At 35.8% G+C, this 26422-nt stretch carries 21 protein-coding genes; 12 read left to right on the top strand and 9 right to left on the bottom strand.

Annotated features, from left to right (window positions below):
- Positions 1 to 144: 144 nt before the first annotated feature.
- The 3 genes from FNJ88_RS06715 to FNJ88_RS06705 all read left to right on the top strand — a co-directional run bounded on the left by FNJ88_RS06715 (position 145) and on the right by FNJ88_RS06705 (position 5076).
- Positions 145 to 2343: a glutamine synthetase III gene (locus tag FNJ88_RS06715; protein ID WP_143852448.1), complete on the top strand. Its 2199-nt coding sequence runs from the start codon at positions 145 to 147 to the stop codon at positions 2341 to 2343.
- Between the two features lie 121 nt (positions 2344 to 2464).
- Positions 2465 to 4003, top strand: a complete 1539-nt coding sequence (locus FNJ88_RS06710; RefSeq protein ID WP_143852447.1) for an IS1182 family transposase — start codon at positions 2465 to 2467, stop codon at positions 4001 to 4003.
- 386 nt (positions 4004 to 4389) lie between these two features.
- Positions 4390 to 5076, top strand: coding sequence for a C40 family peptidase (locus FNJ88_RS06705; protein ID WP_143852446.1), 687 nt, complete (start codon positions 4390 to 4392; stop codon positions 5074 to 5076).
- 610 nt (positions 5077 to 5686) lie between these two features.
- Here FNJ88_RS06705 and rodA read toward each other — a convergent pair.
- The 5 genes from rodA to FNJ88_RS06680 are packed head-to-tail and all read right to left on the bottom strand — an operon-like array spanning position 5687 to position 11329.
- On the bottom strand, positions 5687 to 6916 hold the full coding sequence (gene rodA, locus FNJ88_RS06700) for a rod shape-determining protein RodA (protein ID WP_143852445.1): 1230 nt from the start codon (positions 6914 to 6916) through the stop codon (positions 5687 to 5689).
- Complete coding sequence (locus tag FNJ88_RS06695) at positions 6913 to 8928, bottom strand: penicillin-binding transpeptidase domain-containing protein (protein ID WP_143852444.1); 2016 nt, start codon at positions 8926 to 8928, stop codon at positions 6913 to 6915. Before FNJ88_RS06695 ends, rodA begins: the two co-directional genes overlap by 4 nt.
- The gene (locus tag FNJ88_RS06690) at positions 8925 to 9431 is read right to left on the bottom strand and encodes a rod shape-determining protein MreD (RefSeq protein WP_143852443.1); all 507 of its coding nucleotides are present in this window, start codon (positions 9429 to 9431) and stop codon (positions 8925 to 8927) included. The genes FNJ88_RS06695 and FNJ88_RS06690 overlap by 4 nt, the downstream gene beginning before the upstream one ends.
- Positions 9428 to 10279, bottom strand: coding sequence for a rod shape-determining protein MreC (gene mreC, locus FNJ88_RS06685; protein ID WP_143852442.1), 852 nt, complete (start codon positions 10277 to 10279; stop codon positions 9428 to 9430). Before mreC ends, FNJ88_RS06690 begins: the two co-directional genes overlap by 4 nt.
- A gap of 24 nt (positions 10280 to 10303) precedes the next feature.
- On the bottom strand, positions 10304 to 11329 hold the full coding sequence (locus tag FNJ88_RS06680; RefSeq protein WP_143852441.1) for a rod shape-determining protein: 1026 nt from the start codon (positions 11327 to 11329) through the stop codon (positions 10304 to 10306).
- 250 nt (positions 11330 to 11579) lie between these two features.
- On the opposite strand from FNJ88_RS06680, the gene hemA reads away from it, so the two are divergent.
- The 7 genes from hemA (at position 11580) to FNJ88_RS06645 (ending at position 19909) form a co-directional block, all read left to right on the top strand.
- On the top strand, positions 11580 to 12854 hold the full coding sequence (gene hemA / locus FNJ88_RS06675) for a glutamyl-tRNA reductase (RefSeq protein WP_143852440.1): 1275 nt from the start codon (positions 11580 to 11582) through the stop codon (positions 12852 to 12854).
- Complete coding sequence (gene hemC / locus FNJ88_RS06670) at positions 12832 to 13755, top strand: hydroxymethylbilane synthase (RefSeq protein WP_143852439.1); 924 nt, start codon at positions 12832 to 12834, stop codon at positions 13753 to 13755. The genes hemA and hemC overlap by 23 nt, the downstream gene beginning before the upstream one ends.
- A 48-nt stretch (positions 13756 to 13803) precedes the next feature.
- Positions 13804 to 14493, top strand: a complete 690-nt coding sequence (locus FNJ88_RS06665; protein ID WP_143852438.1) for a uroporphyrinogen-III synthase — start codon at positions 13804 to 13806, stop codon at positions 14491 to 14493.
- A 31-nt stretch (positions 14494 to 14524) separates the two neighbouring features.
- Positions 14525 to 15553, top strand: coding sequence for a uroporphyrinogen decarboxylase (gene hemE, locus FNJ88_RS06660; RefSeq protein WP_143852437.1), 1029 nt, complete (start codon positions 14525 to 14527; stop codon positions 15551 to 15553).
- Between the two features lie 232 nt (positions 15554 to 15785).
- The gene (locus tag FNJ88_RS06655; protein ID WP_143852436.1) at positions 15786 to 17327 is read left to right on the top strand and encodes a glycine--tRNA ligase; all 1542 of its coding nucleotides are present in this window, start codon (positions 15786 to 15788) and stop codon (positions 17325 to 17327) included.
- A gap of 100 nt (positions 17328 to 17427) precedes the next feature.
- Positions 17428 to 18567, top strand: a complete 1140-nt coding sequence (locus tag FNJ88_RS06650; RefSeq protein WP_143852435.1) for a serine hydrolase domain-containing protein — start codon at positions 17428 to 17430, stop codon at positions 18565 to 18567.
- A 121-nt stretch (positions 18568 to 18688) separates the two neighbouring features.
- Entirely contained in the window at positions 18689 to 19909 is a 1221-nt protein-coding gene (locus tag FNJ88_RS06645) for an aminotransferase class V-fold PLP-dependent enzyme (RefSeq protein WP_143852434.1), read from the top strand.
- A 135-nt stretch (positions 19910 to 20044) separates the two neighbouring features.
- Here the strand turns inward: FNJ88_RS06645 and bcp are convergent, their stop codons facing one another.
- A complete protein-coding gene (gene bcp, locus FNJ88_RS06640) occupies positions 20045 to 20500 on the bottom strand; it encodes a thioredoxin-dependent thiol peroxidase (protein WP_143852433.1) in 456 nt (151 codons plus the stop codon).
- Positions 20501 to 20532: 32 nt separating this feature from the next.
- Here bcp and nth point away from each other — a divergent pair, with 32 nt between their 5' ends.
- Positions 20533 to 21150: an endonuclease III gene (nth, locus tag FNJ88_RS06635; protein ID WP_143852432.1), complete on the top strand. Its 618-nt coding sequence runs from the start codon at positions 20533 to 20535 to the stop codon at positions 21148 to 21150.
- Between the two features lie 46 nt (positions 21151 to 21196).
- Here nth and FNJ88_RS06630 read toward each other — a convergent pair whose 3' ends face one another.
- The 3 genes from FNJ88_RS06630 to FNJ88_RS06620 form a co-directional block, all read right to left on the bottom strand.
- Positions 21197 to 21550, bottom strand: a complete 354-nt coding sequence (locus tag FNJ88_RS06630) for a response regulator (RefSeq protein ID WP_143852431.1) — start codon at positions 21548 to 21550, stop codon at positions 21197 to 21199.
- Positions 21551 to 21555: 5 nt separating this feature from the next.
- On the bottom strand, positions 21556 to 23796 hold the full coding sequence (locus FNJ88_RS06625) for a PAS domain-containing sensor histidine kinase (RefSeq protein WP_185145868.1): 2241 nt from the start codon (positions 23794 to 23796) through the stop codon (positions 21556 to 21558).
- Positions 23797 to 23968: 172 nt separating this feature from the next.
- Entirely contained in the window at positions 23969 to 25762 is a 1794-nt protein-coding gene (locus tag FNJ88_RS06620) for a DUF885 domain-containing protein (protein WP_143852429.1), read from the bottom strand.
- Positions 25763 to 25938: 176 nt separating this feature from the next.
- Here FNJ88_RS06620 and FNJ88_RS06615 point away from each other — a divergent pair, with 176 nt between their 5' ends.
- A complete protein-coding gene (locus FNJ88_RS06615) occupies positions 25939 to 26400 on the top strand; it encodes a hypothetical protein (RefSeq protein WP_143852428.1) in 462 nt (153 codons plus the stop codon).
- Positions 26401 to 26422 lie beyond the last annotated feature (22 nt).

Below are 26422 nucleotides of genomic sequence, written 5' to 3'. Positions count from 1 at the left end.
ATATTTCTCAATTAAACTAGTGATTTAAATGATGTTTTGTTTAGAAAATCATTTATTTTTAATATGACCCCTATAAAAAATAGGGTATAGCGTTGTATTTTTCAAAATTGTTGTATTTTTGCTCTACCAAAAAAACAACATCAAATGTCAAATTTAAGGTTCAAAGCACTTGAATTGCTTTCTCAAAAGGATTTCAGAAAAGATAACGCAGTGGAAGTACCTGCGAAATTATCCGCATTATTTTGTGAAAATGTTTTCTCAGAAGAAACAATGCGTGAGTATTTAACGAAAGAAGCTTTCACTTCTATTCAAGATGCGATCAAGTCGGGAACTAAAATTCAGCGTGATGTTGCAGATCAAATTGCAGTAGCGATGAAAGACTGGTCTTTAAGCAAGGGGGTAACCCATTATACACACTGGTTTCAACCACTAACAGGCTCTACTGCAGAGAAGCATGATTCCTTCTTTACGCCGTTTGAAAGTGACCGGGCGATTGAAAGATTTGCAGGAGGTATGTTGATTCAACAAGAACCAGATGCTTCATCTTTTCCAAATGGAGGGATTAGAAATACATTTGAAGCACGTGGCTATACTGCATGGGATCCAACTTCGCCTGCATTTATCATGGGGACTACTTTATGTATTCCTTCAATTTTCATTTCTTATACTGGGGAGACTCTGGATTACAAAGCGCCTTTGCTTAGAGCGTTACTTGCTGTGGATGACGCAGCAACAGATATTTGCCGGTCTTATTTTGATAAAAACGTAACAAAAGTAACGCCAACTCTTGGCTGGGAACAGGAATATTTTTTAGTCGATTCAGCACTATATCAATCCAGACCTGATCTGGTAATTACCGGGAAAACGCTTTTAGGTCATTCTCCGGCGAAAGGCCAACAGTTGGATGATCATTATTTTGGCTCTATTCCTACTCGGGTAATGAATTTCATGAAGGAATTAGAAATTAAATCTATTCAGTTAGGAATTCCGGTTACTACCCGTCATAACGAAGTTGCTCCCAATCAGTTTGAGTTAGCCCCAATGTTTGAGGAAGTAAATGTTGCTGTAGATCATAATTCATTATTAATGGATTTAATGGCGAGAGTTGCACATAAGCATCACTTCCATATTTTATTCCACGAAAAACCTTTTGCTGGGGTGAATGGAAGTGGTAAACATAATAACTGGAGTTTAGCGACCGACACAGGTGAGAATTTATTGAGTCCTGGGAAAAACCCAAAGAAAAATCTGCAGTTTTTAACATTCTTTGTAAATACTTTAAAAGCAGTTCATGATTATGCCGACTTATTAAGAGTAAGCATTGCTTCTGCAGGGAATGACCATCGATTAGGAGCTAATGAAGCTCCGCCTGCTATTATTTCAGCTTTTATTGGGTCTCAGCTTTTTTCGGTTTTAGAAGAATTGGAGAAAGTAAAAGATGGCAAGTTGTCTCCAGAAGAAAAAACAGATCTGAAATTAAATGTTGTTGGGAAAATTCCAAATATTCTGTTAGATAATACGGACAGAAATAGAACTTCACCTTTTGCCTTCACCGGTAATAAGTTTGAAATTCGTGCTGTTGGTTCTTCTGCAAATTGCGCAGAGGTAATGACGGTGATGAATGCAATCGCTGCTAAACAATTCAAAACTTTCAAGAAAGAAGTGGATGCCTTAGTAGACAAAGGATTAAAAAAAGATGAAGCAATATTCAATATTTTAAGAGAATATATTAAAGCTTGTAAAAACATCATGTTCGAAGGGGATGGGTATTCTGAAGATTGGGCCATAGAAGCTGAAAAGCGTGGTCTTAACAATTTGAAAACAACCCCGGATGCATTAGTGAGAGAATTGGATCCTAAATTCGTTGAGCTCTATGAAGAGTTGGGAATCTACACCCATCGTGAAATGGAGGCCCGAAATGAAATCAAACTAGAGAAGTATTCAACAACCATTGCTATTGAAGCAAGAGTTTTAGCAGACATTGCAAGAAACCACATCATTCCTTGCGCTTTAAACTATCAAAACAGGCTGATTGAAAATGTAAAAGGGTTAAAAGAAATTTTCGGTGAAGAAGAATATCAAGTTTTAGGGAAAGAGCAGATGAGTTTGATCCGTTCAATTTCTAAGCATGTAAGTATCATAAAAATTGAAGTTGAAAATTTACTGCAAGCAATTGAAGATGCAAAAGCTAAAGGGGCGTCTAGAGAAATGGCAGTATCATTCTGTAATGATGTTATTCCGTTCTTCGAAGTCATCAGAAACTCTTCCGATCAATTAGAGATGATGGTGGATGATGAATTATGGCCATTAACAAAATATAGAGAATTGTTATTTACAAGATAATAACACTTAAATAGTAAGGGAAGCCGTCTCAATACTGAGGCGGTTTTTTTGTGATTATTTTTGAAGAAGTATTGTGTGAATCGGGATGTTTTTGTATTTTTAAGTACTGATAGTCAATGATATGAGTATTAAATTTAAAGATTATAACCAGCAACAAAATTGGTTATTCCCACCATCAATCGAGGAATTGATTCCAGAAAGCCATCCGGTTCGAATCGTTAATGGAATTATTGAGCAACTGGATTTACGATTTCTCATTGAAGAGTATAGCAAAGATGGCAAACCCAGTTTTCATCCCAAGATGATGCTTAAAGTGATGGTTTACGCTTATATGGATAATACGTATTCCAGCAGGAAGATCGAAAAAGCGATGCGTGAGAATATTAATTTTATGTGGTTGTCCGCTCAACAGGTCGCAGACCATAACACCATCGCACGTTTTCGGAGCAAGAAACTCAAGACTATTTTCAAAGATATTTTCAAACAGGTCGTCCTGTTATTATCAGAGGAAGGACTCGTTAGCTTGAAAGAAGTTTTTACCGATGGAACTAAGATAGAGTCTATTGCCGGGAGATATACCTTCGTTTGGAGCAATGCCATCAAAACCAGAAAAGAGAAGATGGCAGAACAACTTGAGCAAATGTGGAACTATGCCCAAAGCATTGCTGAAGAAGAAGACAGCGATCCTACACCACCGGAGTTTAAAACCATCGATAAAGATAAAATAGAGAAGACCGCCAAGAAAATAGAAGAGATCATCAGCAAAAACCCGAAGGCATCCACCAAAGCAAAGGCAAAATTAAGATACATTCAAAAGAATTTTTCTCAGAACCTGGATAAGTACCAGGAGCAGGAAAAGGTTTTGGCAGGACGTGGCAGTTATAGTAAGACCGATCCCGATGCCACATTTATGCGCATGAAAGATGATCATATGCAGAATGGGCAACTAAAACCCGCCTACAACGTGCAGGTAAGTTCCGAGTCCCAGTTCGTTATTCATTATACTTTACACCAAACCACCAATGATTTAAATACGCTTAAACCTCACCTCAATACTTTTGAAGAACTTTATGAGTTTTTACCCGAAGAACTTACTGCTGATGCTGGTTATGGCAGTGAAGAAAATTATGATTTTCTGGAAGAGAAAAATATAGAAACCTTCGTAAAATACAACACCTTCGATAAGGAACAGGGTATTTTAAAATCGAAAAGAAAGAAAATCAACGAAGACTTTCACCGCGATAAACTTTACTATAATGAAGAGAAAGATCAATACATCTGTCCGATGGGACAACCAATGAACAAAATATCTTCTAAAAACCGAAAAACAAAAAGCGGTTATGCTCAGACAAGTTCACTGTACCAGGCTCAAAATTGCAATGGTTGTCCGCTGCGAGGGACTTGCCACAAAGCTCAGGGAAACAGAATAGTAGAACGCAACCAAAATTTAGAACGGCATAAGGACAAAGTTCGGGAAAACCTTTTAAGTGAAATCGGTAAAATAAAACGCAGACAACGCACGGCGGACGTGGAACCGGTCTTCGCACATATAAAATCCAACCGCAACTTCAAGCGATTTACGCACAAAGGAATACAAAAAGCCGAATTAGAGTTCGGATTACACGCTTTAGCACACAATCTAAGAAAAAAGAGTGCTTAAGCAAGAGCACCTTTTTATCCTAATGTGCAAAAATCACAAATAATCAAGATTTAACGCTTTACAAAAGAAATAAACGAAGCCGTCTCAAATTTTATTTTGAGACGGCTTCGTTTATTTTTGGTTGATAGGTATTACATAATAGAAAACGATAATAGGGTCAATAGACAAATCTTATAAATGTTAATATATCTTAACAAAAAGAAAATCGCAACCACCTATATAAAGGGATTGCGATCTGACTTTCATTAACATTACAAAAAATAACGTTAAAATGTGTTAAAATAGCGATTGAATGAGGGTCATTTAACCCCTACGTTTCCTGTTATACCTATTTTTGTCTTGCATTTTAAAACAAATATTACATTTAACACAGATAATCAATATATATGAAGATAAGAGCTCTGTTTTATATCACCGCGGTAGTTGCTTCATTTTCACTACAATCTTGCGTTAGTAACTACGTAGTTTCAAGTCCAGCAACTTATGTCAATGAATACAATTCGAATGCCAAACTTGCATCAATTGATAATAAAAAATTAGAAGTAGCTAAAAAGCAATTAATTAACAGTTTTAAAGATGAGCAAACAGTAGCTACTAAAACTTTAGAGAATATTGTTAAAAATGAAGAAATTGCAAAAGCAGTAAGATTTTCGAGTAAAATAGATGAAATTTTAACAGAAGCAGAATCTTATTTAGGAACACCTTACAGATATGGTGGGACTACTAGAAAAGGAATCGATTGTTCTGCTTTTGTACTATCAGTTTTTGGAGCAAGTGCAGGTCTTAATTTACCAAGAGTAGCAGCTTCTCAAGCACAAGAAGGAGAAAAAATTGAAAAATCTGAATTACAAAAAGGTGATTTAGTTTTCTTTTCACATGGTAGAGGTCGTATTTCTCACGTAGGGATTGTGGAAAGTATAAGTGCAGACGGAGATATTAAATTTATTCACGCCGCAACATCCAGAGGGGTAATGATCTCTTCACTGGCTGATTCTTATTGGGGTCCTAAATTTAGATTCGCAAAGCGAGTATTATCTCAAGAAGCATTTAACAGTAACTTTGCTAATAATTAATAATAGATAATTGATTTTAAAAAAGCCATCTTTTACAGATGGCTTTTTTGTATGTAGGATCCTTTTTGACTGTTTGTGATAGGATGAGTAAGTACAAAAATAGTAAGCTGGTTGCAGTTGCTTTTTTAGTGATTGCAGCAGGAAATTAACTCTTAATTACTAAATTTTATGATGTTTCTTTAGGTTCACCATAACTTATTTCTACTTGAATAAGGACCCAAAAAGATAGGATGATTTGAACTACTAATTCGAAGTATGGGAGATAGATTGTTATGATTAATTATTTGTAGATCCGCAATTATTAATAATTCTAAATGTATATCCGCTAATCGTTATTATTATATTTTCTCTGCGAACTTTGCTAAATGAAATGCCTTTGCGAAATTCAATATAGCGTGTAAAACAGCATTTTTTAATTAAATCTTTGTGGACTTAGCGTTTAAATTTGCAAAATAATTGAAAAAGGACATGCATTTAATTCTAAACCCTTTTCGGGCTTTCCTAACTGGAACGATCTTGTGAACTTTAAAACAGGCGAGAAATACTACGTTTGTAAATTGAAATTTTGTTAGCTTTTTCGTGAAGACTAATTTAAATAATTACTTATAAACTACACTAAACTGTTACGGTCTGCGTAATTCAGTTTAAAGAAAATAAAAGTCATTGTAGAAAAGGCCAATAATGAACTTCCACCGTAACTAAAGAAAGGGAGCGGAATTCCTACGGTAGGAAATAACCCCATGACCATGCCCAGATTGATTCCGAAATGAATTAGCAAGATCGAAGCAAAACTATATCCAAAGACCCTATTAAAAGCAGATTTCTGCTTTTCTGAAAGGTAATATATCCTTCCTATAAAGATTGAATAGCAAATCACTAACAAACTGCTCCCCAAAAATCCCCATTCCTCACCTACGGTACAGAAAATATAATCTGTGCTTTGCTCTGGAACAAATTTTCCTTGGGTCACAGAACCTTCTCGATAACCTTTTCCAAAAAAACCACCGGATCCAATTGCTGTTTTTGAGTATAGTAAATTATAACCGGACGTATCACGAAAAGCTTTTTCTCCTTTATATAAGACCTCAATTCTTTCTCTTTGGTGTTTGGGTAATTTTTCTAAAATATTTGGCGCCCCATAGGCAAGGCCGCAAAGAACACCTACAATTACAATAATTGCAGAAGTAGATAAGATGTTCCAATGAATTTTGTGAGAGTTTAAAAATAATAGCAATACTGTTATTATAATAATAGCAATTACAACGTACATTGGATCAACTGCAAGAGCGACCAAAAATACACCGGCGAAAATAAAACCAACCCCAAAAAACCAACCCGACAATCCCTCACGGAATAATGCAATAAAAAACGCAATAAATACGAGCAAGGATCCCACATCAGGAATAAGCAGCACCACGAAACCGGGAACACATATTATTGCTAATGAAGTCCAAAGTGATTTTTTATTTTTTAGGTTAAAATCTGGTCCAGAAACGTAATTTGCCAACATCAAAGCAGTTCCAATTTTGGCGAATTCAACAGGCTGTAAACTTACGGGCCCAAACTTATACCAGTTCTTCTGTCCCAAAATCTCTGTTCCAAATGGAAAAAGTCCGATTAGTAGAAGTAACCCTGCGATATAAATAATACCGGCCATATTCTCGAAAAATTTTGTTCTAGTCATGAAAATAATCATTCCAATAAAAACAGAAACTCCGAGCCATACCGCTTGTCTCATTCCACTCGCGGGCTCTACGCTGTAAATATTTGCAACTGCAAATGCACACAATAAAAAATAAAGTGATAGTCCTAACTTATCTATTCCTTCCGCCCACTTCATTTCTTCGCTGCATTTTTTATTTTAAGTAAGATAGAATCTTTTTTTAATAACAATTCCTTTTTTTGACTGTCATCTTTTGCTGTTCTCAAGCGCTGCTCTATAGTAGCCAGAGACAAAGAATCTTTGCTTGGCTCTTTATACAGTCCTTTTCTTTTTAATTCTACGTCCCACTGCCTTTTGTATTCAGGCATGAAGCTCGCATTGATCATCTTCTTATAAAGGTGTTCTCTTTTTAGATCACCAGTTAAATATTTTTCTGCGATAACGGTTGCGGCTGGTCCAGCCCAAGTGGCACCAAAACCTGCATGCTCCATAACTGCGGCAATCACAATTTTTGGATTATCGGCAGGTGCGGCCAAAACAAAAATAGAGTTATCTTTTCCCTGTGGAACCTGCGCAGTCCCTGTTTTTGCGAGCATGGTAAAATCATTAGATTTTAATCCCCTGGCAGTTCCATTTAAAACCACCGCTTCCATTCCTTTAATAATTGGATCGAAATGCTTTGCCGCAACTAAGGTTTTATGTTTAACTTTAAATCTGGGGTCAGGATTGGGTTTGCCATCAATCGCTTTTACAATATGTGGGGTGTAATACCATCCCTTGTTTACAATTGCTGCTATGGAATTTGCCATTTGCAGAGGAGTTAATAAAACATCTCCTTGGCCCATTCCATTAAAAATTGAACCATTCATGGTATAGGCAGAAGTCCAGTCTTTTTTGCCACCGCTTCTTTTTTCGTAGAATTCGCCTGTTGGAATCCTACCTTTTGAACCCACTGCTAAATCATTATTTAGAAATTCGCCAACACCAAAACTGCTCATTATTTTTTTCCACTCGTTCACGCCTCTGGTTGGGTCGCCAGGATATTTGTTCATGATTGCGATATATGCATAGGAAAAATAGCAGTTACTTGAGACCTGAATGGCGGGAACCAAGGGATCTGCTCCTCCATGGCCTTTAATACGTAATCCTCTGTAATTAAATCCACCACCACACGGGAATATTGTTTTTTCATCCATTACGCCCATTTGCATCGCAGCAGCTGCTGTTAACAATTTAAATGTAGAACCAGGAGGATAAGCCGCTTGAAGTGAGCGGTCAAAAGTAGGACGATTATTATAAATCGTATCCATCTGTAATTTATATAGATTTCGGGTTTTTTCAGGACCGGCGAATAGATTTGGATCAATATCTGGTCCAGTGGCTAAAACAAGAATTTCTCCATTGCTGGGGTCAATGGCAACAATTGCTCCCTGTTTTCCAACCATCATTTCTTCCGCCATGCGCTGTAGATCATAATCAATTGTAAGAGTTACATCTTTACCGGTAATGACATCTTTATCTAGTGCACCATTTTTATAGGAGCCAATGTTTCTTAATCTAATATCTTTTTGTACGTACTGTATGCCTTTCTCTCCTCGAAGATCCTTTTCATATGATTTTTCGATACCTGTTTTACCAATAAAATCGCCTGGTAGGTAGTAAAGAGAATCTTTCTTAATTTCTCTTTCGTTGACTTCATTCGTGTATCCTAAAAGATTTCCAGAAGTAGAAACTTCATATTGGCGTTGAGGTCTTGACACAATACTAAATGCCGGATATTTAAAAATGATTTCCTGTATTCTCGCAATGTCCTCCCGACTAAGGTTTTTCATAAAAGTCATTGGAGTTAGTTTGGAGAAATACTTTTCCTTTTTAATGGATTTGATTGTTTTTATAAAATCGGTTTTGCTAATTTTAACCAAGTTGCAAAAGTCCAGGGTGTCAAAATCAGATTTCATTAATGCTTCAGTAAAAGAAATCTCATAGGATGGCTGATTACCTACCATAATTTTTCCATTACGATCAAAAATAACACCTCTTTGAGGAATGATATATTCGGTTTTAATGGAAGTATTTGCGGCATTTAAAGCATATCGATCTGTGAATAACTGCAAATAGGAAAGCCTTGCAATAAAAATTAAAGCAATTAGAATTAAGAAAATGGAGATTTTTAAAAATTGTGGTTTCAGACTTTTTGTTTGATTTTAAACGCTAATGCGTAGATAATGATAAAGATAAAAGAAATTGCACTGGTCGCCAAGACATTAAGGAAGATATCGAAAAAGCGAGTGAATTTAAAGATTTCAATATATTGAACGAGCAGTTGATGAATAAAAATACTTAAAATAATAAAAAGCAAAAACTGCGTCCACTGTAAGGTATGGAAGGAGAAAAAGTCTGTAGAAGTATCTGTAGAAGTTCTGAATATTAAAGTTCTAAAATACGCAGTCACCGTGGTTGCGAACGCATTTATCCCCCATGTATATAGGAATGCATCGATGCTCAAACCCAGGAGAAAACTTAAGGCAAGAAATTGGTATTTATTTCTAAAGAAAGGATAGAACATCACAAAAACAGGGTAAATTACCGGAGTGTATTTACCAAAGAGAGTGATCCTATTCAGTACAAAGATTTGTAATGCAATTAGCAAAACAATCATCACGATATCTGTAAAAAGTGTTCGGCTTATCATTTTTCTCTTTTTATGGTCGTTTGCAACGTATCAGATATTTTTGCTACCTCAGCTTTTTTAAGATTTTTCACCACATATATCTTGCTAAGATTCCCCATTTTCTCACTTAGTTCCACAGCAATATCCCAAAAACCGGTCTTAAGATCAACTTCATAACCAGCTACTCTTCCGATCATCACTCCCTGAGGAAAAATTGCAGATTTCCCATCGGTAATAACGGTGTCTCCCACTTTGATCGAAACATATTTTGGAACGTCAGCTAGATGCATCAATCTTGAATCATCACCTCGCCAAGTTAAAGTTCCAAAATAACCGGATTTCTTTAGGGCAGCATTAATTTTAATTTTATTTACACTTAACACGGATTGCACCAGTGAATAAGAATCGGTTGTATTGATAACAATTCCCGCAATTCCCGCCGGTGCCATTACTCCCATTTTAGGAAGTACGCCATCTCGTTTTCCGCGATTAATGGTAAAATAGTTGTCTTTTCTATTAATGCTGTTATATACGATATCACCATCTACAAAAGTATAGATCTGTCCGCCTCCAATGGTATCGTGTACTTTTCGGAAAACGGGACTTTTAATATCGTCTTTACCATAAAGCTCTGCCATCAAACTTTTGTTTTGAGCAACAAGTTGTTCGTTGGTTTGTTTAAGTTTTAGGTAAGAAGTACCTTCATCAATATATCCCGAAACCCATGAGTTAAATGCTGCAGATTGTCCAGCAACCCACGACTGTTGCATTGAGTTTCTACTGAAAATCAATACTAAAGCTATGAGTTGCAGGAAAATAAAGAAGACGAATAAACCGTTCTTCGAAAATAATCTCAGCAAAAATCCCATCCGTTAATTTCGTAAAAGTTATAATTATTTAATCAGGAAATTAAATTTATCCATGTTTTTTAAAGCGATACCTGTTCCACGAACGACAGCTCTTAACGGGTCTTCAGCGACAAAAACCGGAAGTCCAGTCTTCTTGTGAAGACGATCTGCTAATCCTCTTAACAATGCTCCACCTCCTGCAAGATAAATTCCTGTTTTGTAGATATCAGCCGCTAATTCTGGTGGAGTTAAAGAAAGGGTCTCCATAACAGCATCCTCAATACGGACAATTGATTTATCCAAAGCGCGTGCAATTTCTTTATAGTTCACCATAATTTCTTTTGGTTTCCCTGTAATTAAATCACGTCCTTGAACTGGAATATCTTCAATATCAACATCAAGATCTTCAACAGCAGAACCAACTTCGATTTTTACTCTCTCCGCAGTTCTTTCACCGATATATAAGTTATGATGCGTTCTGAGGTAGTAAGCGATATCATTTGTAAAAACATCACCTGCGATTTTTACAGACTTATCACAAACAATTCCACCTAAAGCAACAACTGCAATTTCCGTTGTACCACCACCTATGTCGATAATCATGTTCCCTTCCGGCTTTTGAACATCAATACCTACTCCGATTGCTGCAGCCATTGGTTCATAAATTAAACGAACTTCTTTTGCATTTACTTTTTGCGCAGAATCTCGTACGGCTCTTTTTTCCACCTCGGTAATACCAGATGGGATACAAATTACTATCTTTAAAGTTGGTTGGAAAAGTTTCCCTTTGATGCCTGGAATTTGTTTGATAAACTCTTTGATCATGTGTTCGGAAGCGTGAAAATCAGCAATTACTCCGTCTTTCAAAGGTCTAATTGTTTTGATATCTTCATGGGTTTTCCCCTGCATGTGTTTCGCTTTTTCACCTACAGCAATCGGTTTTCCAGAAGACCGCTCTATCGCAACTATTGATGGTTGATCAATGACGATTTTATTATTGTGTATGATAAGTGTGTTCGCTGTTCCTAAATCGATCGCAATATCCTGCGTGAACATATCAAATAACCCCATTTTATGCTAATTTTTTTAAGTGTACAAAGATATAAATTTAGAACCGTTCTAAAAATTAGATTGCCACTATTTTTGGTTAAAATTTTATTAAATTTCATCAATATTTAGTCTTAACTTTTTAATTGCCAAAATATTTCATTTAATTTTTAATATATCTAAATTTAACAAAATAAAAATGGCGTTGGTGATAATCTTCATATTGTTTAAATGGCATCAATTGAATTTAAAACCTTAAATTTGCGACTGGTCTATGATTAAGGATACTAACATTCACAAAACATCAAATTTTGCCGTGCTCAGTGTCAGTTTTGAAAAAGCCGATGCTGCAATACGGGGCAAATTTGCCTTCTTTGATGACAATGTCAAAAATTTTGTAAACCAAATTCATGAGCTGAATTTAGGTGATGCTTTTGTGGTCTCAACTTGCAATAGAACCGAGATTTACACCACTACGCATAATTATCTTCTTGTTGCAGAACTTTATTGTAAAATAGTTGGCGTAAGCCTTACTGACTTTATGCAATATGTTCATATTCGCAAACACGAGGAAGCGTTAAATCATCTTTTTAGAGTTGCTGCCGGCTTAGAGAGCCAAATTCTAGGCGATTTTGAAATTATAGGGCAAATTAAAAATGCTTATCATCGGTTCAGAAAAGAAAAGAGAACTTCTAATCCCTTTTTAGAGCGTGCGATCAATTCTGCGATACAGATTTCTAAAAGAATTAAAAACGAGACAGGTATTTCTAATGGAGCAGCTTCGGTTTCTTACGCAGCGGTTCACTATATTTTAAAAAATCAAATACCAGTTTCTGATAAGAATATTTTACTTTTAGGTGTTGGTGAAATCGGTCAAAATACAGTTGAAAATCTCGTTAAACATGTTTATAAGCCGAGAGTAAAAATAGCGAATCGATCTGCAGACAAAGCGGAGAAAATAGCGGAGAAATACCAAATTCCATATATAGAGTTTGATGATTTTCAAAATGAGTTGGGGAAAACAGATATTTTAATCGTGGCCACTGGTGCGCAACACCCTATCATTAACAAAACGCATTTCCCTAATGGAAAAGAAACATTGGTTATAGACCTTTCTATTCCAAACAATGTAGAGAAAAACATTACTGAAAATACAAATGTAAGTTTGGTAGATGTTGACCAGTTGTCTCGTCACATTAGTGAAACCATGGTGCAGCGCCAAAAAGAAATTCCAAAAGCCGAGGAAATCATCAAAGAGATGACAAAGGACTTCTTGGAATGGGAAAAGAAAAGAAAACTAGCCCCAAATATTCATCACTTCAAAGCAGTGCTGAAAAATATGGAGCGAAATGAAATGCATAATATTCACAAAAAACATAAATATGTAGATGTGAACGACATGAAGCTTTCTGATAAAATGATTCAGAAGCTTACCAATAGGTTTGCAAAATTTATTATTGATAACCCCTGGAAGGCAGATGAGATCAGTAAGTTGATGCACGAGATTTTAGTAGAACAACCAAATAATGAGTTTAATGAGAAGCATTAAAATAGGAACCCGAAACTCGCCGCTCGCATTGTGGCAAGCAAGAGAGGTTGCGAGGAATCTGCAAAATAATAATCATAAGACAGATATTACCCCAATTGTTTCTTCTGGAGACAAAAATCTTACAGAACCACTATACGCGATGGGGGTTACTGGGATTTTCACCAAAGATTTAGATATTGCATTACTTAATAACCAAGTAGATATTGCGGTTCATTCGCTGAAAGATATTCCCACGCAGCTTCCTGCCAATATAGAAATAATTGCCGTTTTAAAAAGAGATTATCCGCAGGATGTCTTGGTTAGAAATAGCAAATCTCGAGATAAAGAACATCACGAACTTAAGATCGCGACCAGTAGTTTACGACGTCGTGCTTTTTGGGCAAAACATTATCCTGACACAGAATTCTTTGATATTCGTGGAAACGTACAAACTCGTTTACAAAAATTAGAGGATCAGAATTTTGATGCTACTCTTTTTTCGTTGGCAGCAATTGAAAGAATGGGACTGCCTGTGGCTTATGAGCATCTTCAGATGATGATCTCTGCACCCGCACAGGGAGTAGTCGCAGTTTGTGCCAGATCCGATGATCAAGAAATTAAGGAACTTTTTAAGGAAGTAAACCATCGCGAAACCAGAATTTGTATTGACATAGAACGAAATTTTCTACAAACTTTAGAAGGCGGTTGCACAGCACCAATAGGAGCTTATGCAGTAATTAATGAAGCAAACGAAGTTCGGTTTATTGGAAGGCTATGTTCGCTTGATGGAAAGCAATGCATCGAAACTGATGAAATTTTCAAATGGAATGATCAGGAAAATTTTGGTGAACAATTAGCTCAGAAAGTCCTTGAAAATGGAGGTAGAGCATTAATGAAAGAGATTAAAAGTCAATTGCCTTAGTTGAAGTGATGATCTGGAAATTAGAATAATAAATTTTATTTAGGTTTAATGAAGATTCTGTTTACAAAAATACTCGATGAAAAAGAAGTTTCAGTTGTTCTGGAAGCAGAATTCCATTCTTCATTTCTAGAAGTTATTAAGATTGCATTTATAAAAATACCCTCGTTTCCATTGGAAAATAAATCTTTGATTTTCACCAGTGTAAATGGAGTAGAAGCTTTTTTCAAAAATGGATTTAAACCCCATGAAAACTTTACCGGCCGAAATTTCAATAAAATTTATTGCGTAGGTAAAAAAACCAAGATGCGTTTGCGCAAATATGGTTTTGGTGTTTTTAAAATGAAGAAAAACGCTAAAGAATTATCAGAATTTATCATAGAGCACTGTTCTAAGGAAAAATTCATCCATTTCTGTGGAAATTTGGCACTGGATATTTTACAAAAAAAATTACCATTACAGAATATTGGATATAAAAAAGTAGTGGTTTATGAAACAGAACTTACCTATCCAAAAGTAGAAGAAGAATATGACGCGGTCGCTTTCTTCTCTCCAAGTGGAGTACGTAGCTTTGTAGAGAATAACAATTTAGATTTTAAACAGATTTATGCAATTGGTGAAACTACGGGTGAAGAAGTTCGCAAGCATACGAGTCAAAATATATTTATAGGCAAAGACAATGATTTGAAGGCTTTGCTCAAATTGATTAAAAAGGAAGGGAGTTTACAAATCCCGATGTAGAGACTTCGGTCTCTGATTTTATTTAAAGATTATGATTAAAAACGATTTATACCTAAAGGCATTAAGAGGCGAAGAAGTAGAGCGCCCGCCGGTGTGGATGATGAGACAGGCTGGTAGATTTTTACCGGAATTTCGTGCGATGCGTGATGAATATGATTTCTTCACCCGATGTAGAACTCCAGAACTTGCTTCGGATATTACGATGATGCCAATTCGCAGATATCCACTGGATGCAGCGATTTTATTCTCAGATATTTTGGTGGTTCCGCAAGCAATGGGATTAAATTTCGAGATGAGAGAAGGAGTTGGACCTTGGTTAGAGAATCCAATCCGCACCTTAGAAGATGTGCAAAATGTAATCGTTCCAGATGTAAATGAAACGTTGGGATATGTTTTTGATGCGATCGAAATGACTTTGCATAAATTAGATTATAATATTCCATTGATCGGTTTTGCAGGATCACCCTGGACGATTTTGTGTTACTGTATTGAGGGCAAAGGTTCTAAAGCTTGGGATGTTGCTAAAAGTTTTTGCTTTAGAAATCCTGAAGCTGCACATTTATTATTACAGAAGATTACAGATACTACTATTGCTTATTTGAAAAGAAAAGTAGAGAAAGGAGTTTCTGCGGTTCAGGTATTTGACTCTTGGGGTGGGACGTTGTCGCCAGAAGATTACCAGATTTTTTCTTGGCCTTATATTAACCAAATTGTAGAAGCATTGAGTCCATTGACGCACGTGGTTGTTTTTGGTAAAGGGTGTTGGTTTGCTTTGGAAGAAATGACTTTATCCAAAGTTTCCGCTTTGGGTGTCGATTGGACAATTACTCCAGAATTAGCGAGAACCTTAACCAATCATACCATGACTCTGCAAGGTAATTTTGATCCCAACAGGTTAAATTCATCTCCGGAAACGATAACTAAAATGGTGACCGAAATGATTAACCGATTTGGGAAAGACCGATATATAGCCAATCTGGGACATGGAATTTTACCTAATATTCCTTTAGAAAACGCAGAGGCATTTATTAGGGCAGTTGTTGACTGGAAGCCTAACTAAAAGTTTAGTTTTAAAGTTATTTAAGAACGTTTCACATGGAACGTTCTTTTTTGTTTACCTTATTATAATCGTCATAATTTTGATTACACTGGTAACGCTCTTCTTAAGAAGTTACTACCCGTCGACTAGCTTAGGATAAACTCCAAGCAGGTTTCCTGTTCCAAAATTGTCTTGATTTCTGCGCCGATAAATCACAATAAATTTCCCTATTTTTGCATAAATTCTAAAAACGATGGCAAAACAGGAAGATATTTTCAAAAAATTGATTTCGCACGCAAAAGAGTATGGTTTTATTTTTCCCTCAAGTGAAATTTACGACGGGCTTTCTGCGATTTATGATTACGGACAAAATGGGGTAGAGCTGAAAAATAACATCAAGCAATATTGGTGGAAAGCAATGGTGCAGCTGAATGACAATATTGTAGGAATTGATACTGCGATTTTTATGCATCCTACTATTTGGAAAGCTTCCGGCCACGTTGATGCTTTTAACGATCCTTTAATTGATAATAAAGATTCAAAAAAACGTTTCAGAGCAGATGTTTTGTTGGAAGATTACTGTGCAAAATTAGAAGACAAAGCAGAAAAAGAAATTGATAAAGCAGCCAAGCGATTTGGGGATGCTTTTGATAAAAAAGAATTTGAATCTACAAATCCACGTGTTTTAGAATACCGTGAAAAACAAAAAACTATTCTTTCGAGAATGGCGCAATCTCTAGAGAAAGAAGATCTTGCCGATGTAAAAGCTTTGATCGAAGAGTTGGAAATTGCGGATCCTGACACGGGATCTAAAAACTGGACCGATGTTCGCCAGTTCAACTTGATGTTCGGAACGAAATTAGGAGCGTCTGCAGATTCTGCAACCGATTTATATCTGAGACCGGAAACCGCGCAGGGAATTTTTGTGAACTTCTTGAATGTTCAGAAAACATCCCGCCAAAAACTGCCTTTCGGGATTGCGCAAATCGGTAAAGCCTTCAGGAATGAAATCGTTGCAAGACAGTTTATTTTTAGAATGCGTGAATTTGAACAAATGGAAATGCAGTTTTTCGTACCTCCAGGAACGGAATTAGGTTTCTATGAAACTTGGAAAGAGAAGCGATTGAACTGGCATTTGGCATTAGGTTTAGGTGCAGATAATTATAAATTTCACGACCACGAAAAATTGGCCCATTACGCAAATGCTGCGGCAGATATTGAATTCAGATTTCCATTTGGATTTAAAGAATTGGAAGGAATTCACTCCAGAACGGATTTTGATTTAAGTGCGCACGAAAAGCATTCCGGTCGTAAGTTGCAGTATTTCGATTCGGAAAGAAATGAGAACTATGTTCCTTATGTTGTTGAAACTTCGGTTGGTTTAGACCGGTTATTCCTGGCAGTTTTCTCTAACTGTTTGAAAGACGAAGTTTTAGAAGACGGTTCAGAAAGAACAGTGCTTTCGCTTCCACCTGCTTTGGCTCCGTATAAAGCTGCGATTTTACCTTTGATGAAAAAAGATGGTTTGGCGGAATATGCGCAAACAATTTTTAATGATTTGAAATATGATTTCAATTTATTCTACGAGGAGAAAGATGCTATCGGAAAACGTTACAGACGGCAGGATGCAATCGGAACGCCATTCTGTATTACGATCGACCATGATTCTTTAACAGACAACACCGTGACTTTGCGAGACAGAGATACGATGAAGCAGGAGAGAGTTGCAGTTTCAGATTTAAGAAGAATTATTGACGAGAAAACGAATTTCAGAAATTTACTTTCTCAGATCTAATTTTTTAAAAATATCATTAACAAAAGTTCTGGAGAAATCCGGGACTTTTTGTTTGGATTAAATATTATTATAAAACCTAAATTTGCATTAAATATTTAATATGTTGATAAAGATTTTAAAGGGAATATTAATCGCTATAGCGGCGCTAATTGCGCTCTCGTATACTTTTGGATATAGCTATTTATTCAAAGCAGTGCGAGAAACGTATCTCCGGGGGACCACAGGATCCAGCATTGACGATGGAGGTTATTCTTCCTCACATACGATTGCCAAAGGAGTTTCTATTCCATGGAAAAATGATTCTTTATACAATAAGAAAAATTTACCTAAAAGTCTAGTTGAAGATTTGAAAAAGTCGAATACGGCTTCTTTCCTAGTCATTAAAAACGGAAAATTAATACACGAAGAATATTGGGATCATTATAACCAAAATACCAAAACGAATTCTTTTTCTATGGCAAAAGGTGTAACCGTAATGCTCACCGGAAAAGCGATTGAAGAAAAAAAAATAAAAGACTTTGATCAAAAGTTCTCTGATTTTTATGAAAATTATAAGAACGTACAATTTGGTAAACATTTAACCCTTTTCAACTTAGCAAAAATGGAAGCTGGTTTAAATTGGACAGAAGATTTCAAAAATCCTTTCCTTCAAAATGCGAAAGCTTATTATGGAAAGTCATTGGAAGAAGCTGTTTTTCTGCGTGGGTTTAAAGATCAGCCAGGAACGAAATTCGAATATCAATCTGGAGCGACTCAACTTCTTGGTTTCGCGCTCAGAAAATCACTTAACAAATCAATTGCAGAATACGCTTCTGAAAAATTATGGCAGCCTCTCGGAATGGAGCAGAATGGAGCATGGAATACGGATGATTTCGGAATGGAAAAAACATTTTGTTGTATCAATTCAAATTCCAGAGACTTTGCAAAACTTGGTCAACTTTTTTTAAATGACGGACAATTTAATGGGCGGGCAATTCTTAATCCCAATTTCATTGAGGAGATGCGTACGCCTACTAAGCTATCAAATGGAGCTTATGGAATGGGGCTTTGGATCAATTACGATGCCCCGATAAAACACTATTATTTCTGGGGATTGTATGGTCAGTATATTATCATCATTCCTGAAAAGCAAATTGTTATCGTTCATACAGGAATGTACAAAGATCAGCCGTTAGATCAAAAAGGCAGACCTTCCCAAGTTGAATTTTTAGTGAATGAAGTAGTGAAAAATTTTAATTAAAATTGTAGTCATTTTCAATTCAATACAAAGATTTTTATCCATCGTCTATTTTATTTGGCTCCCTAAATAAAGATTATTCAAATTTAATTTCCGTAAATTTGAAAGATTCTAAATAAGCATTATGTTCGATATCCAAAATATTCGCAATCAGTTCCCTATTCTTTCTCAGACCGTCAATGGAAAACCCTTGATTTATCTTGATAATGGTGCTACTTCTCAAAAGCCGATTTCCGTTATTGAGAGTTGGGAAAAATATTATAAGGAGATCAATGCCAATGTTCATCGGGGAATTCACACTTTGAGCCAATTAGCGACCGAAGAAATGGAAGTTTCACGCAGAAAAGTGCAAAAATTCATCAATGCTAAAAATGATTTTGAAGTTATTTTCACCAAAGGAACTACAGAAGGAATTAACCTCATTGCTTATGCAGTGACTAATCTAATTAAAGAAAATGATGAGATCATTATTTCTTATTTAGAGCACCACTCTAATATTGTCCCATGGCAAATGTTGTGTGAAAGAACGGGTGCAAAATTGAAAGTAATCCCGATGGATCAAAATGGAGTTCTTCAACTGGATTTTCTAGATAAAAACTTAAGTGAAAGAACCAAAATTGTTTCTCTTAATCAAGTTTCCAATGCTTTGGGAGTTGTTAACCCTATTGATGAAATTATTGCAAAAACAAGAGCTCATTCAAACGCAATGATTGTGATCGATGGTGCTCAATCTGTCCCTCACTTTAAAATTGATGTTCAAAAAATGGATTGTGATTTCTTTGTGTTTTCAGGACATAAAATGTATGCTCCGATGGGAACCGGAATCCTTTATGGTAAAGAAGATATCTTGCGAAAAATCCAGCCTTTCCATGGCGGCGGAGAAATGATTGCAACGTGTTCTTTTGAACAAACGACTTACGCAGATCTGCCTTTCAAATTTGAAGCTGGAACGCCAAACGTGGGTGGAAATATTGCTTTAGGAGCAGCAGTAGATTTTATGGATAATATTGGACATGAGCATATTCAAACGCATGAAACTGCTTTGCTGGATTACGCTCAAAAGAAGCTTTTAGAAATTGACGGCTTAAAAATATATGGTGAAAAAGCAAATCGTACAGGTGTTGTTTCTTTCAATTTGCAGGGAATTGGAATTGCTTCTGACGTCGGAATGATTCTGGATAAACTTGGAATCGCAGTAAGAACGGGTCATCATTGTACGCAGCCAATTATGAACTTTTTTAATATTGCGGGAACAGTTCGCGCAAGTTTTGCCGTTTACAATACGTTCGATGAAATTGATGTTTTAACTGAAGGGGTAAGAAAAGCCCAACGAATGTTGAGCTAAATTTTAAACCACACAAACAAAAAATTTTATTTAATTTCTGTCAGTACTTCTAGAGATTAATTTTAAAAAAAATACAAAACACAGTTATTGGAATCCATTAAAGTCTCTGGAAAATCATGGTTTGTGGTTCTATTGTTATATAGAAACATCTAAAATCTGGTTTGCAGCTTCTTTCGTTTTCACTTTCTCAATTACACGACTACAAATTCCTTTTTCATCGAAAATGAAAGTGGTGCGAACGATTCCCATGAATTCTTTACCCATGAATTTCTTTAACTGCCAAACTCCGAATTTTTCTAAAATATCTTTGGATTCATCAGCGATTAAAGGATATTTAAATCCAAACTTCTCATGGAATTTCTTTTGAGCAGCCACAGAATCAGCAGATATTCCTAATAATTGATACCCTTGTTTTTTAAGGAGTGAAATATTATCATTCAAGTCACAGGCTTCAGCGGTACAACCTGGAGTATTTGCTTTTGGATAAAAGAAAACCACCAATTTCTTTCCGGAAAAATCTGATGACTTTACCGTTTCACCATTTTGGTTAACACTTTCAAATTCTGGTAATTGATCGCCTACTTTCAACATAATGTTTAATTTTGTTCAAATTTAGAATTTAAATGTTAAAGAAACAAAGAGCAGAAATTGTGATGACCGAACTGGAAAAGCTATACCCTACCGTTCCTATTCCACTAGATCACAAAGATCCTTTCACCCTATTAGTGGCCGTAGCACTTTCCGCACAAACTACCGATAAAAAAGTAAATCAAATTACACCGAAACTCTTCGAAGTGGCTGGTGATCCTTTTAAAATGAAGGAGTTGGAAGCAGATGAGATTAAATATTTAATTAAGGAAATTGGCTTAGCAAATACAAAAGCGAAAAACTTAAAGCGGATGTCGGAACTCTTGGTAGAAAGGCATGACGGAATTGTACCGCAAACTTTCCAAGAACTGGAGGCATTACCCGGAGTAGGTCATAAAACTGCATCTGTAGTGATGAGTCAGGCATTTGGTGTACCTGCTTTTCCTGTAGATACTCACATCCACCGTCTGATGAGTCAGTGGAAACTAACCTCCGGTAAAAACGTGGTAGAAACTGAAAAAGATGCTAAAAAGCTTTTCCCAAGAAATACCTGGAACAAACTACATCTTCAAATTATTTTCTATGGTAGAGAATATTCGCCGGCGAGAGGAAATAAAGAAAATGACTATATTACTAAAATGCTTTTTGAATAGATGAAAATGGATGAAAGAAATCCAAAGAGAGAAAATAATTTATTTTTTATGTTAATAATTTTTCTACTTTGCTTATCAGAACATCAATTTCAAAAGGTTTGCTCAGGAAATCATCCACCCCGATATCCTCACAGATTTTCTTAGCATCGGGATGAGCAGACATCATGATAATTTTAATATCTTTTTTCTTAGGGTCACTTTTTATTTCTTTCGTTAAAGTGCGTCCGTCAAACCCCGACATCAACATATCGGTTATGATTAATTCTGGTTGCCCGCTCTGTAGTTTCTCCTGAAATTCCGCACGGTTACAGCAGGATTCTACATCGTAGCCTTCGGAAAGGAGAATGCTTTCTATAAGCAGACAAATATCTTTATTGTCATCAACTATTAATATCTTCATATTATTTAATTCTCTAAAAGAGGTAGCGAAAAGTAAAATTTACTTCCTTTGTTTTTTGAACTTTTTACCCAAATTTTCCCCTTGTGGCGCTCCATTATATCTTTCACAATAAATAAACCGATTCCAAATCCAGGAAAGGTGATCTCATCTTCTCCAGAAACCCTGTAGAAGCGGTCAAATATTTTAGTTAATTCATCCTGATCCATTCCAATTCCATAATCCTGTACAGAAACGACTGCACTGTTTCCTTCAATAAAAAGCTCTACGTCTACATCTTCTGCACTTGGTGAATATTTTATGGCGTTGGTCAATAAATTATTCAAAACCTGAGTAACTCTATCTTTGTCAGCGAAAACTTCGATGTCAGAACTATGACTTAATTCAAAGGAAATTTGGTGACTTTGATCAGAAGCTTTAATGTCTTCAATAGTTTCTGTAACTAACTTAACAATTGAAAAATAATCTTTATTCAAAGGTAACTTCCCTGATTCTATTCTTGAAATATCTAAAAGGTCACCGATTAATAAATTAAGCTTATTAACTTGGTTTTCAATTGTATTCAGTGAGTTTACCAGAAATTTATCATCGGAATTACCCCGCATTTTTTGTAGAAGCTGAACATAACCTTTTATGGTAGTAACAGGAGTTTTCAGTTCATGATTAGCAATTTTGATGAAATCATTTTTATGTTCATCCTGCTTTTTCATATCGTCAATATCCGTACTGGTTCCCACCCATTTTTTTACGTTTCCAAACTCATCAAGCTGCGGAAATGCACGGCTTAAAAACCATCGGTATTCATTGTCTCTGTTACGAAAACGATGCTCAAAAGAAAAAGGAGTTTTAGTCGTCACGCTCTTCATCCACAGCTGTGCATTTTTGAGCTTTTCATCGGGATGTACAATGTCCAGCCAACCGTCTGCCTCTAAAAACTCATTGTAATTTTTACCTGAAAAATCCATAGTAGCTTGGTTAAAGTAGGTAAGGCGACCATCACTTTCTCCAATCCAAACAATCTGCGGCATGGCATCGGCGAGGAAACGGTATTTTTTTTCGCTGTCGCTAATATTTTTTTCGTAATTTTTATGCTCTGTAATATCACGGATGGTACCGGAAATAAATGGTTTACTTCCTTGGAAAGACTCTAAAAGACGGCCATAAAATTCAATCCATTTTGTACTGCCATCCCTCAAATTAATTTTGGTTTGATAGTACAGATCTCCAGTATCTTTTGCTTTTTTCAAAGCTTGCACTCTTACCTCAGTACAGCTTTTGTCTATATGTTTGTCTAAAACAGAGGAGTCAATACTATCCGTTTCGGGGTCATATCCAAAAATCTCTAAAAACCGTGGTGAAAAGTTATATTTCATCTGTGTTTCCACATCCATATCAAAACGACCTAGTCTCGTAGCATCCATGGCTGTATTTAACTGATGGTGGCTCTGTTGCAGCAGTATTTCGTTATTCTTCCTTTTGGTGATTTCCTGTAAGGCTCCAAGCATTCTCTCGGGTGTACCATGAACATCAAAAAACACCTTCCCACTTGTGGCTATCCATTTCTCTTTGCCATTTTTATCGATTACCCGCGCTTCATAATTATAAACCCCTGTTTCTACTGCTTTTTTGAAAGCTTTGTTCACTATACTGTCAACATCTTCAGGATGCAGTTGGTTTCTTAACTGTTGATGAGTAACATTTTCTTCTTCGTTATAACCGAAAATTTTTGATAAAGAAGGAGAATGGATAATTTCGGATGTTTTTAAATTCAAATCCCAAGTCGCAATTTGAGAGCTTTCGGTAGCCAAACGAAGTCTTTTTTCAGCATCTTTTATCTTGTTTTTTTTGTGTACCAGTTCTGTAACTTCTATAATTACTGCAGCGAAGTATTGAAACTCATCGTTATTATTAAAAATAGGGTGAAAAATAAAACTAAAAAATAACTCCTCTAACACTCCTTTACGAAGTAAATTAAGCCTGTATTCTGGAATTTTGAATGCTTTTTTTGATGCTTTTACATTTTCGAAAACGGATCCCAGTTGATCTTCTGTTTCAGGAAAAACCTCAAATAGTTTATTACCTAAAACTTCTACTCTTGATTTTTGCGCAATTTCAAGAAAAGCATCGTTTACAAAATCAAAAATATAATTCCCATTAATTAATGAGAAACCAAATGGTGAATTCTGCAATACATCTTGCAGTATACTTTCTGTTTCGAAAATCGACGGAAGGGGTAAGTTAGCTTCCATTGGCATATTGTTTTATAACCGTAAAAATACTCATTTTATTAATTGTTTCCTAAAAGACCGCAGGATGTTTTAGTTATTTTGCATCGGGAAACTATTACGGGTTTCTTTTATTTAATAAAAAGAAAGATTGATTAAAATAAAGACTTCGTTAACTCATGCATTCAATTACTAATTACTGTTTTTTCGCCCAATTCTGCATTTTTCGATCGAGTACATCCAAAGGCAAACAACCTTGATTTAATATTTCGTCATGAAATTTTGCCAGATTAAATTTATTGCCCAATTCTTTTTCGTACTGATTTCTTAAGTCACGAATCTTTAGCGAGCCAATTTTATAACCTAAAGCTTGTCCCGGCGTTGCCATGTATCTCTCAACTTCCGCAGTTGCGCTGGCTTCATCATAGGAAATATTGCTTGTAAAATATTTAATTGCTTCTTCTCTATTCATCGTTCCGGTATGTAAACCCGTATCAATAACAAGTCGTACTGCACGAAGCATCTGGTCACTCAAATAGCCCATTTTTTGGTAAGGGTCAGTATATAATCCGAATTCTGGACCTAATGTTTCGCAGTAATGAGCCCAACCTTCTCCATATGCACCAATCCATCCAAATCTCATGAATTTTGGCAGACTCAAATTTTCTTGTTGCAGGGAAACTTGGTAATGATGACCCGGTATTGCTTCATGCAGGAACAGGGATTCCATACCAGAAGTTACATTAAATTTTGATGCGTCTGGAATGGGAATGTAGAATATTCCTGGTCGTTTACCATCTGGCGTACCAGGCATATATTCTGCACTTGCTGTAGCTTCCCGAAACTTTTCAGTTTGGCGAATTTCAAAAGGAGTTTTGGGGTTAACTCCAAACATAGAACTCAGTTTGGGAGTAATCTTTTTTAAAATACCATTAAATCCATCCAGAACTTCTTTGTCTGTTTTGTATGGCATTGCCTTAGGGTCTGATTTTAAAAAAGTAATAAATTCTTCCAGGGGTCCCGTAAATCCAAGTCCTTCTTTAATTTTCTCCATTTCGCCTCTCAACATGGCAACTTGTTCTAAACCAATTTCATTAATCTCCGCTGGAGTTTTATTTGTTGTTGTCCAGCTCTTGGTATAATATGCATAAATCTCATTTCCCTTCGGTAATCCGTTGATTCCGTCCGTAGACCGCGCTTTTGGTAAGTATTCTTTTTCGAGAAAAATACCCATTTGACTGTATGCAGGAATAATTTTATTAATAATTACGTCGGTATAAAGTTTTGTGAATTTTTGTTTTTGCGCATTACTAAAGGTTTTAGGAAAATTTTGAATTGGGCCAAAGAAAATATTTTTCTCAAATGCGGCACTTGTCAGTTCTTCCGCCTTCATTTGAGTGATCATTTTCGTAACCAATTTTTTAGGCAAGACCATTTTACTATTCATTCCTTCACGGAAATTGTCAGTAGCTGAGGTCATCCAGTCCGGAAACTTATCCATTCTTTTCAACCAGTTCTCATAATCTTGTTCCGTTTCAAAAGGCTGATTGCCTTTCCCACTTCCAAGCAAAGGAAAATCGAGCGGCAAGCCAGAAAATTGTGTGAACGGAATATATTCGGGGTGATAGGCGTAACGCTCTATTTTATCCTTTAAAGTATAATCAAGCACATCGTAAATCGTTTTATCTTCGTCACTCAGCGACTTGTAGTCCACTTTCTTCATCTTCATCTGCACTGAATTGTAAAATGAAATTTCACCAGAGATAAAATCTTCATCAATGTTAATCGGCAATTGATCATTATAGCGAACATCACCTTGAGCCGTAGCTTCCAACGGGTATAACTTCAGGTACTGCTCATAATAATCAGAGGCGATAAAATCTATTTCAATAGGTGTTTCTTTCGTTAGCGGAGAATCAGATTTCTTACAACTACCGAAATTGGTAGCTATTCCTAAGATCATCATGGTGAAGTATAGAAAATTTTTCATTTTTAATATTTTTAAGAAAGCTAAATTAAATGTTTTTTTATTAAAAAATTGATAATCCAAATAAGCTTTTCGTCGGCATTTAAAAATATGATAAATAATTTTGCCCAATCAATCAATTCTTTATCTTTGTTCAATCAGTTTAACGAGAACTTATTTAACTCAATTTTTCTTTAGAAATGAAAGGGATTTTAAAAATCTACCATCCAGACGAAACCCTTAAATACCACATCCAGAGTACTTATTGCAAAGCGGTTTACAGTAATACACAGCATTTTTTGGAAGTAGAAATCATTACAGATGATTCTTTGGATCATGTTGATGATGATTCTTTGCAGTATAATTTCCCACAAATCTCGATCAACGTGTTCGATTTTCCTATTGAAGATGCAGAATTGGCTGGAAAAACGTTCGAGATTAAAGATGCAGACACTGATAATTATACCGCTGTTGATCTTTTTGATGATGAAGATGTTTTTCTTACCGAAAGCAAACTCGTTTTCAAAAATGATGTTTCAGGTGAGTTAGAGCTTTTCTGGGAAGGGAACATCACCGATTTCTACACAGGTTCTGAGCAGCCTATTCCTTTTAAATTGAAATGTAATTTCAAGCAAGACGAAATCGTTGTAGACGAAGATTAGTTTACTTTCTCTAAGATTTAAA

The organism is Chryseobacterium sp. SNU WT5 (assembly GCF_007362475.1).
Classification (GTDB): domain Bacteria; phylum Bacteroidota; class Bacteroidia; order Flavobacteriales; family Weeksellaceae; genus Kaistella.
The sequence above is the reverse complement of the archived record's forward strand: the minus strand, read 5'-3'. Positions and strand labels throughout refer to the sequence as shown.

What these genes read in the sequence shown, in the direction of transcription:
- FNJ88_RS06715 (WP_143852448.1), top strand. Translation starts at nt 145, where the DNA reads ATGTCAAATTTAAGGTTCAAAGCACTTGAATTGCTTTCTCAAAAGGAT.
- FNJ88_RS06710 (WP_143852447.1), top strand. Translation starts at nt 2,465, where the DNA reads ATGAGTATTAAATTTAAAGATTATAACCAGCAACAAAATTGGTTATTC.
- FNJ88_RS06705 (WP_143852446.1), top strand. Translation starts at nt 4,390, where the DNA reads ATGAAGATAAGAGCTCTGTTTTATATCACCGCGGTAGTTGCTTCATTT.
- rodA (WP_143852445.1), bottom strand. Translation starts at nt 6,916, where the DNA reads ATGAAGTGGGCGGAAGGAATAGATAAGTTAGGACTATCACTTTATTTT.
- FNJ88_RS06690 (WP_143852443.1), bottom strand. Translation starts at nt 9,431, where the DNA reads ATGATAAGCCGAACACTTTTTACAGATATCGTGATGATTGTTTTGCTA.
- mreC (WP_143852442.1), bottom strand. Translation starts at nt 10,279, where the DNA reads ATGGGATTTTTGCTGAGATTATTTTCGAAGAACGGTTTATTCGTCTTC.
- FNJ88_RS06680 (WP_143852441.1), bottom strand. Translation starts at nt 11,329, where the DNA reads ATGGGGTTATTTGATATGTTCACGCAGGATATTGCGATCGATTTAGGA.
- hemA (WP_143852440.1), top strand. Translation starts at nt 11,580, where the DNA reads ATGATTAAGGATACTAACATTCACAAAACATCAAATTTTGCCGTGCTC.
- hemC (WP_143852439.1), top strand. Translation starts at nt 12,832, where the DNA reads ATGAGTTTAATGAGAAGCATTAAAATAGGAACCCGAAACTCGCCGCTC.
- FNJ88_RS06665 (WP_143852438.1), top strand. Translation starts at nt 13,804, where the DNA reads ATGAAGATTCTGTTTACAAAAATACTCGATGAAAAAGAAGTTTCAGTT.
- hemE (WP_143852437.1), top strand. Translation starts at nt 14,525, where the DNA reads ATGATTAAAAACGATTTATACCTAAAGGCATTAAGAGGCGAAGAAGTA.
- FNJ88_RS06655 (WP_143852436.1), top strand. Translation starts at nt 15,786, where the DNA reads ATGGCAAAACAGGAAGATATTTTCAAAAAATTGATTTCGCACGCAAAA.
- FNJ88_RS06650 (WP_143852435.1), top strand. Translation starts at nt 17,428, where the DNA reads ATGTTGATAAAGATTTTAAAGGGAATATTAATCGCTATAGCGGCGCTA.
- FNJ88_RS06645 (WP_143852434.1), top strand. Translation starts at nt 18,689, where the DNA reads ATGTTCGATATCCAAAATATTCGCAATCAGTTCCCTATTCTTTCTCAG.
- bcp (WP_143852433.1), bottom strand. Translation starts at nt 20,500, where the DNA reads ATGTTGAAAGTAGGCGATCAATTACCAGAATTTGAAAGTGTTAACCAA.
- nth (WP_143852432.1), top strand. Translation starts at nt 20,533, where the DNA reads ATGTTAAAGAAACAAAGAGCAGAAATTGTGATGACCGAACTGGAAAAG.
- FNJ88_RS06630 (WP_143852431.1), bottom strand. Translation starts at nt 21,550, where the DNA reads ATGAAGATATTAATAGTTGATGACAATAAAGATATTTGTCTGCTTATA.
- FNJ88_RS06625 (WP_185145868.1), bottom strand. Translation starts at nt 23,796, where the DNA reads ATGGAAGCTAACTTACCCCTTCCGTCGATTTTCGAAACAGAAAGTATA.
- FNJ88_RS06620 (WP_143852429.1), bottom strand. Translation starts at nt 25,762, where the DNA reads ATGAAAAATTTTCTATACTTCACCATGATGATCTTAGGAATAGCTACC.
- FNJ88_RS06615 (WP_143852428.1), top strand. Translation starts at nt 25,939, where the DNA reads ATGAAAGGGATTTTAAAAATCTACCATCCAGACGAAACCCTTAAATAC.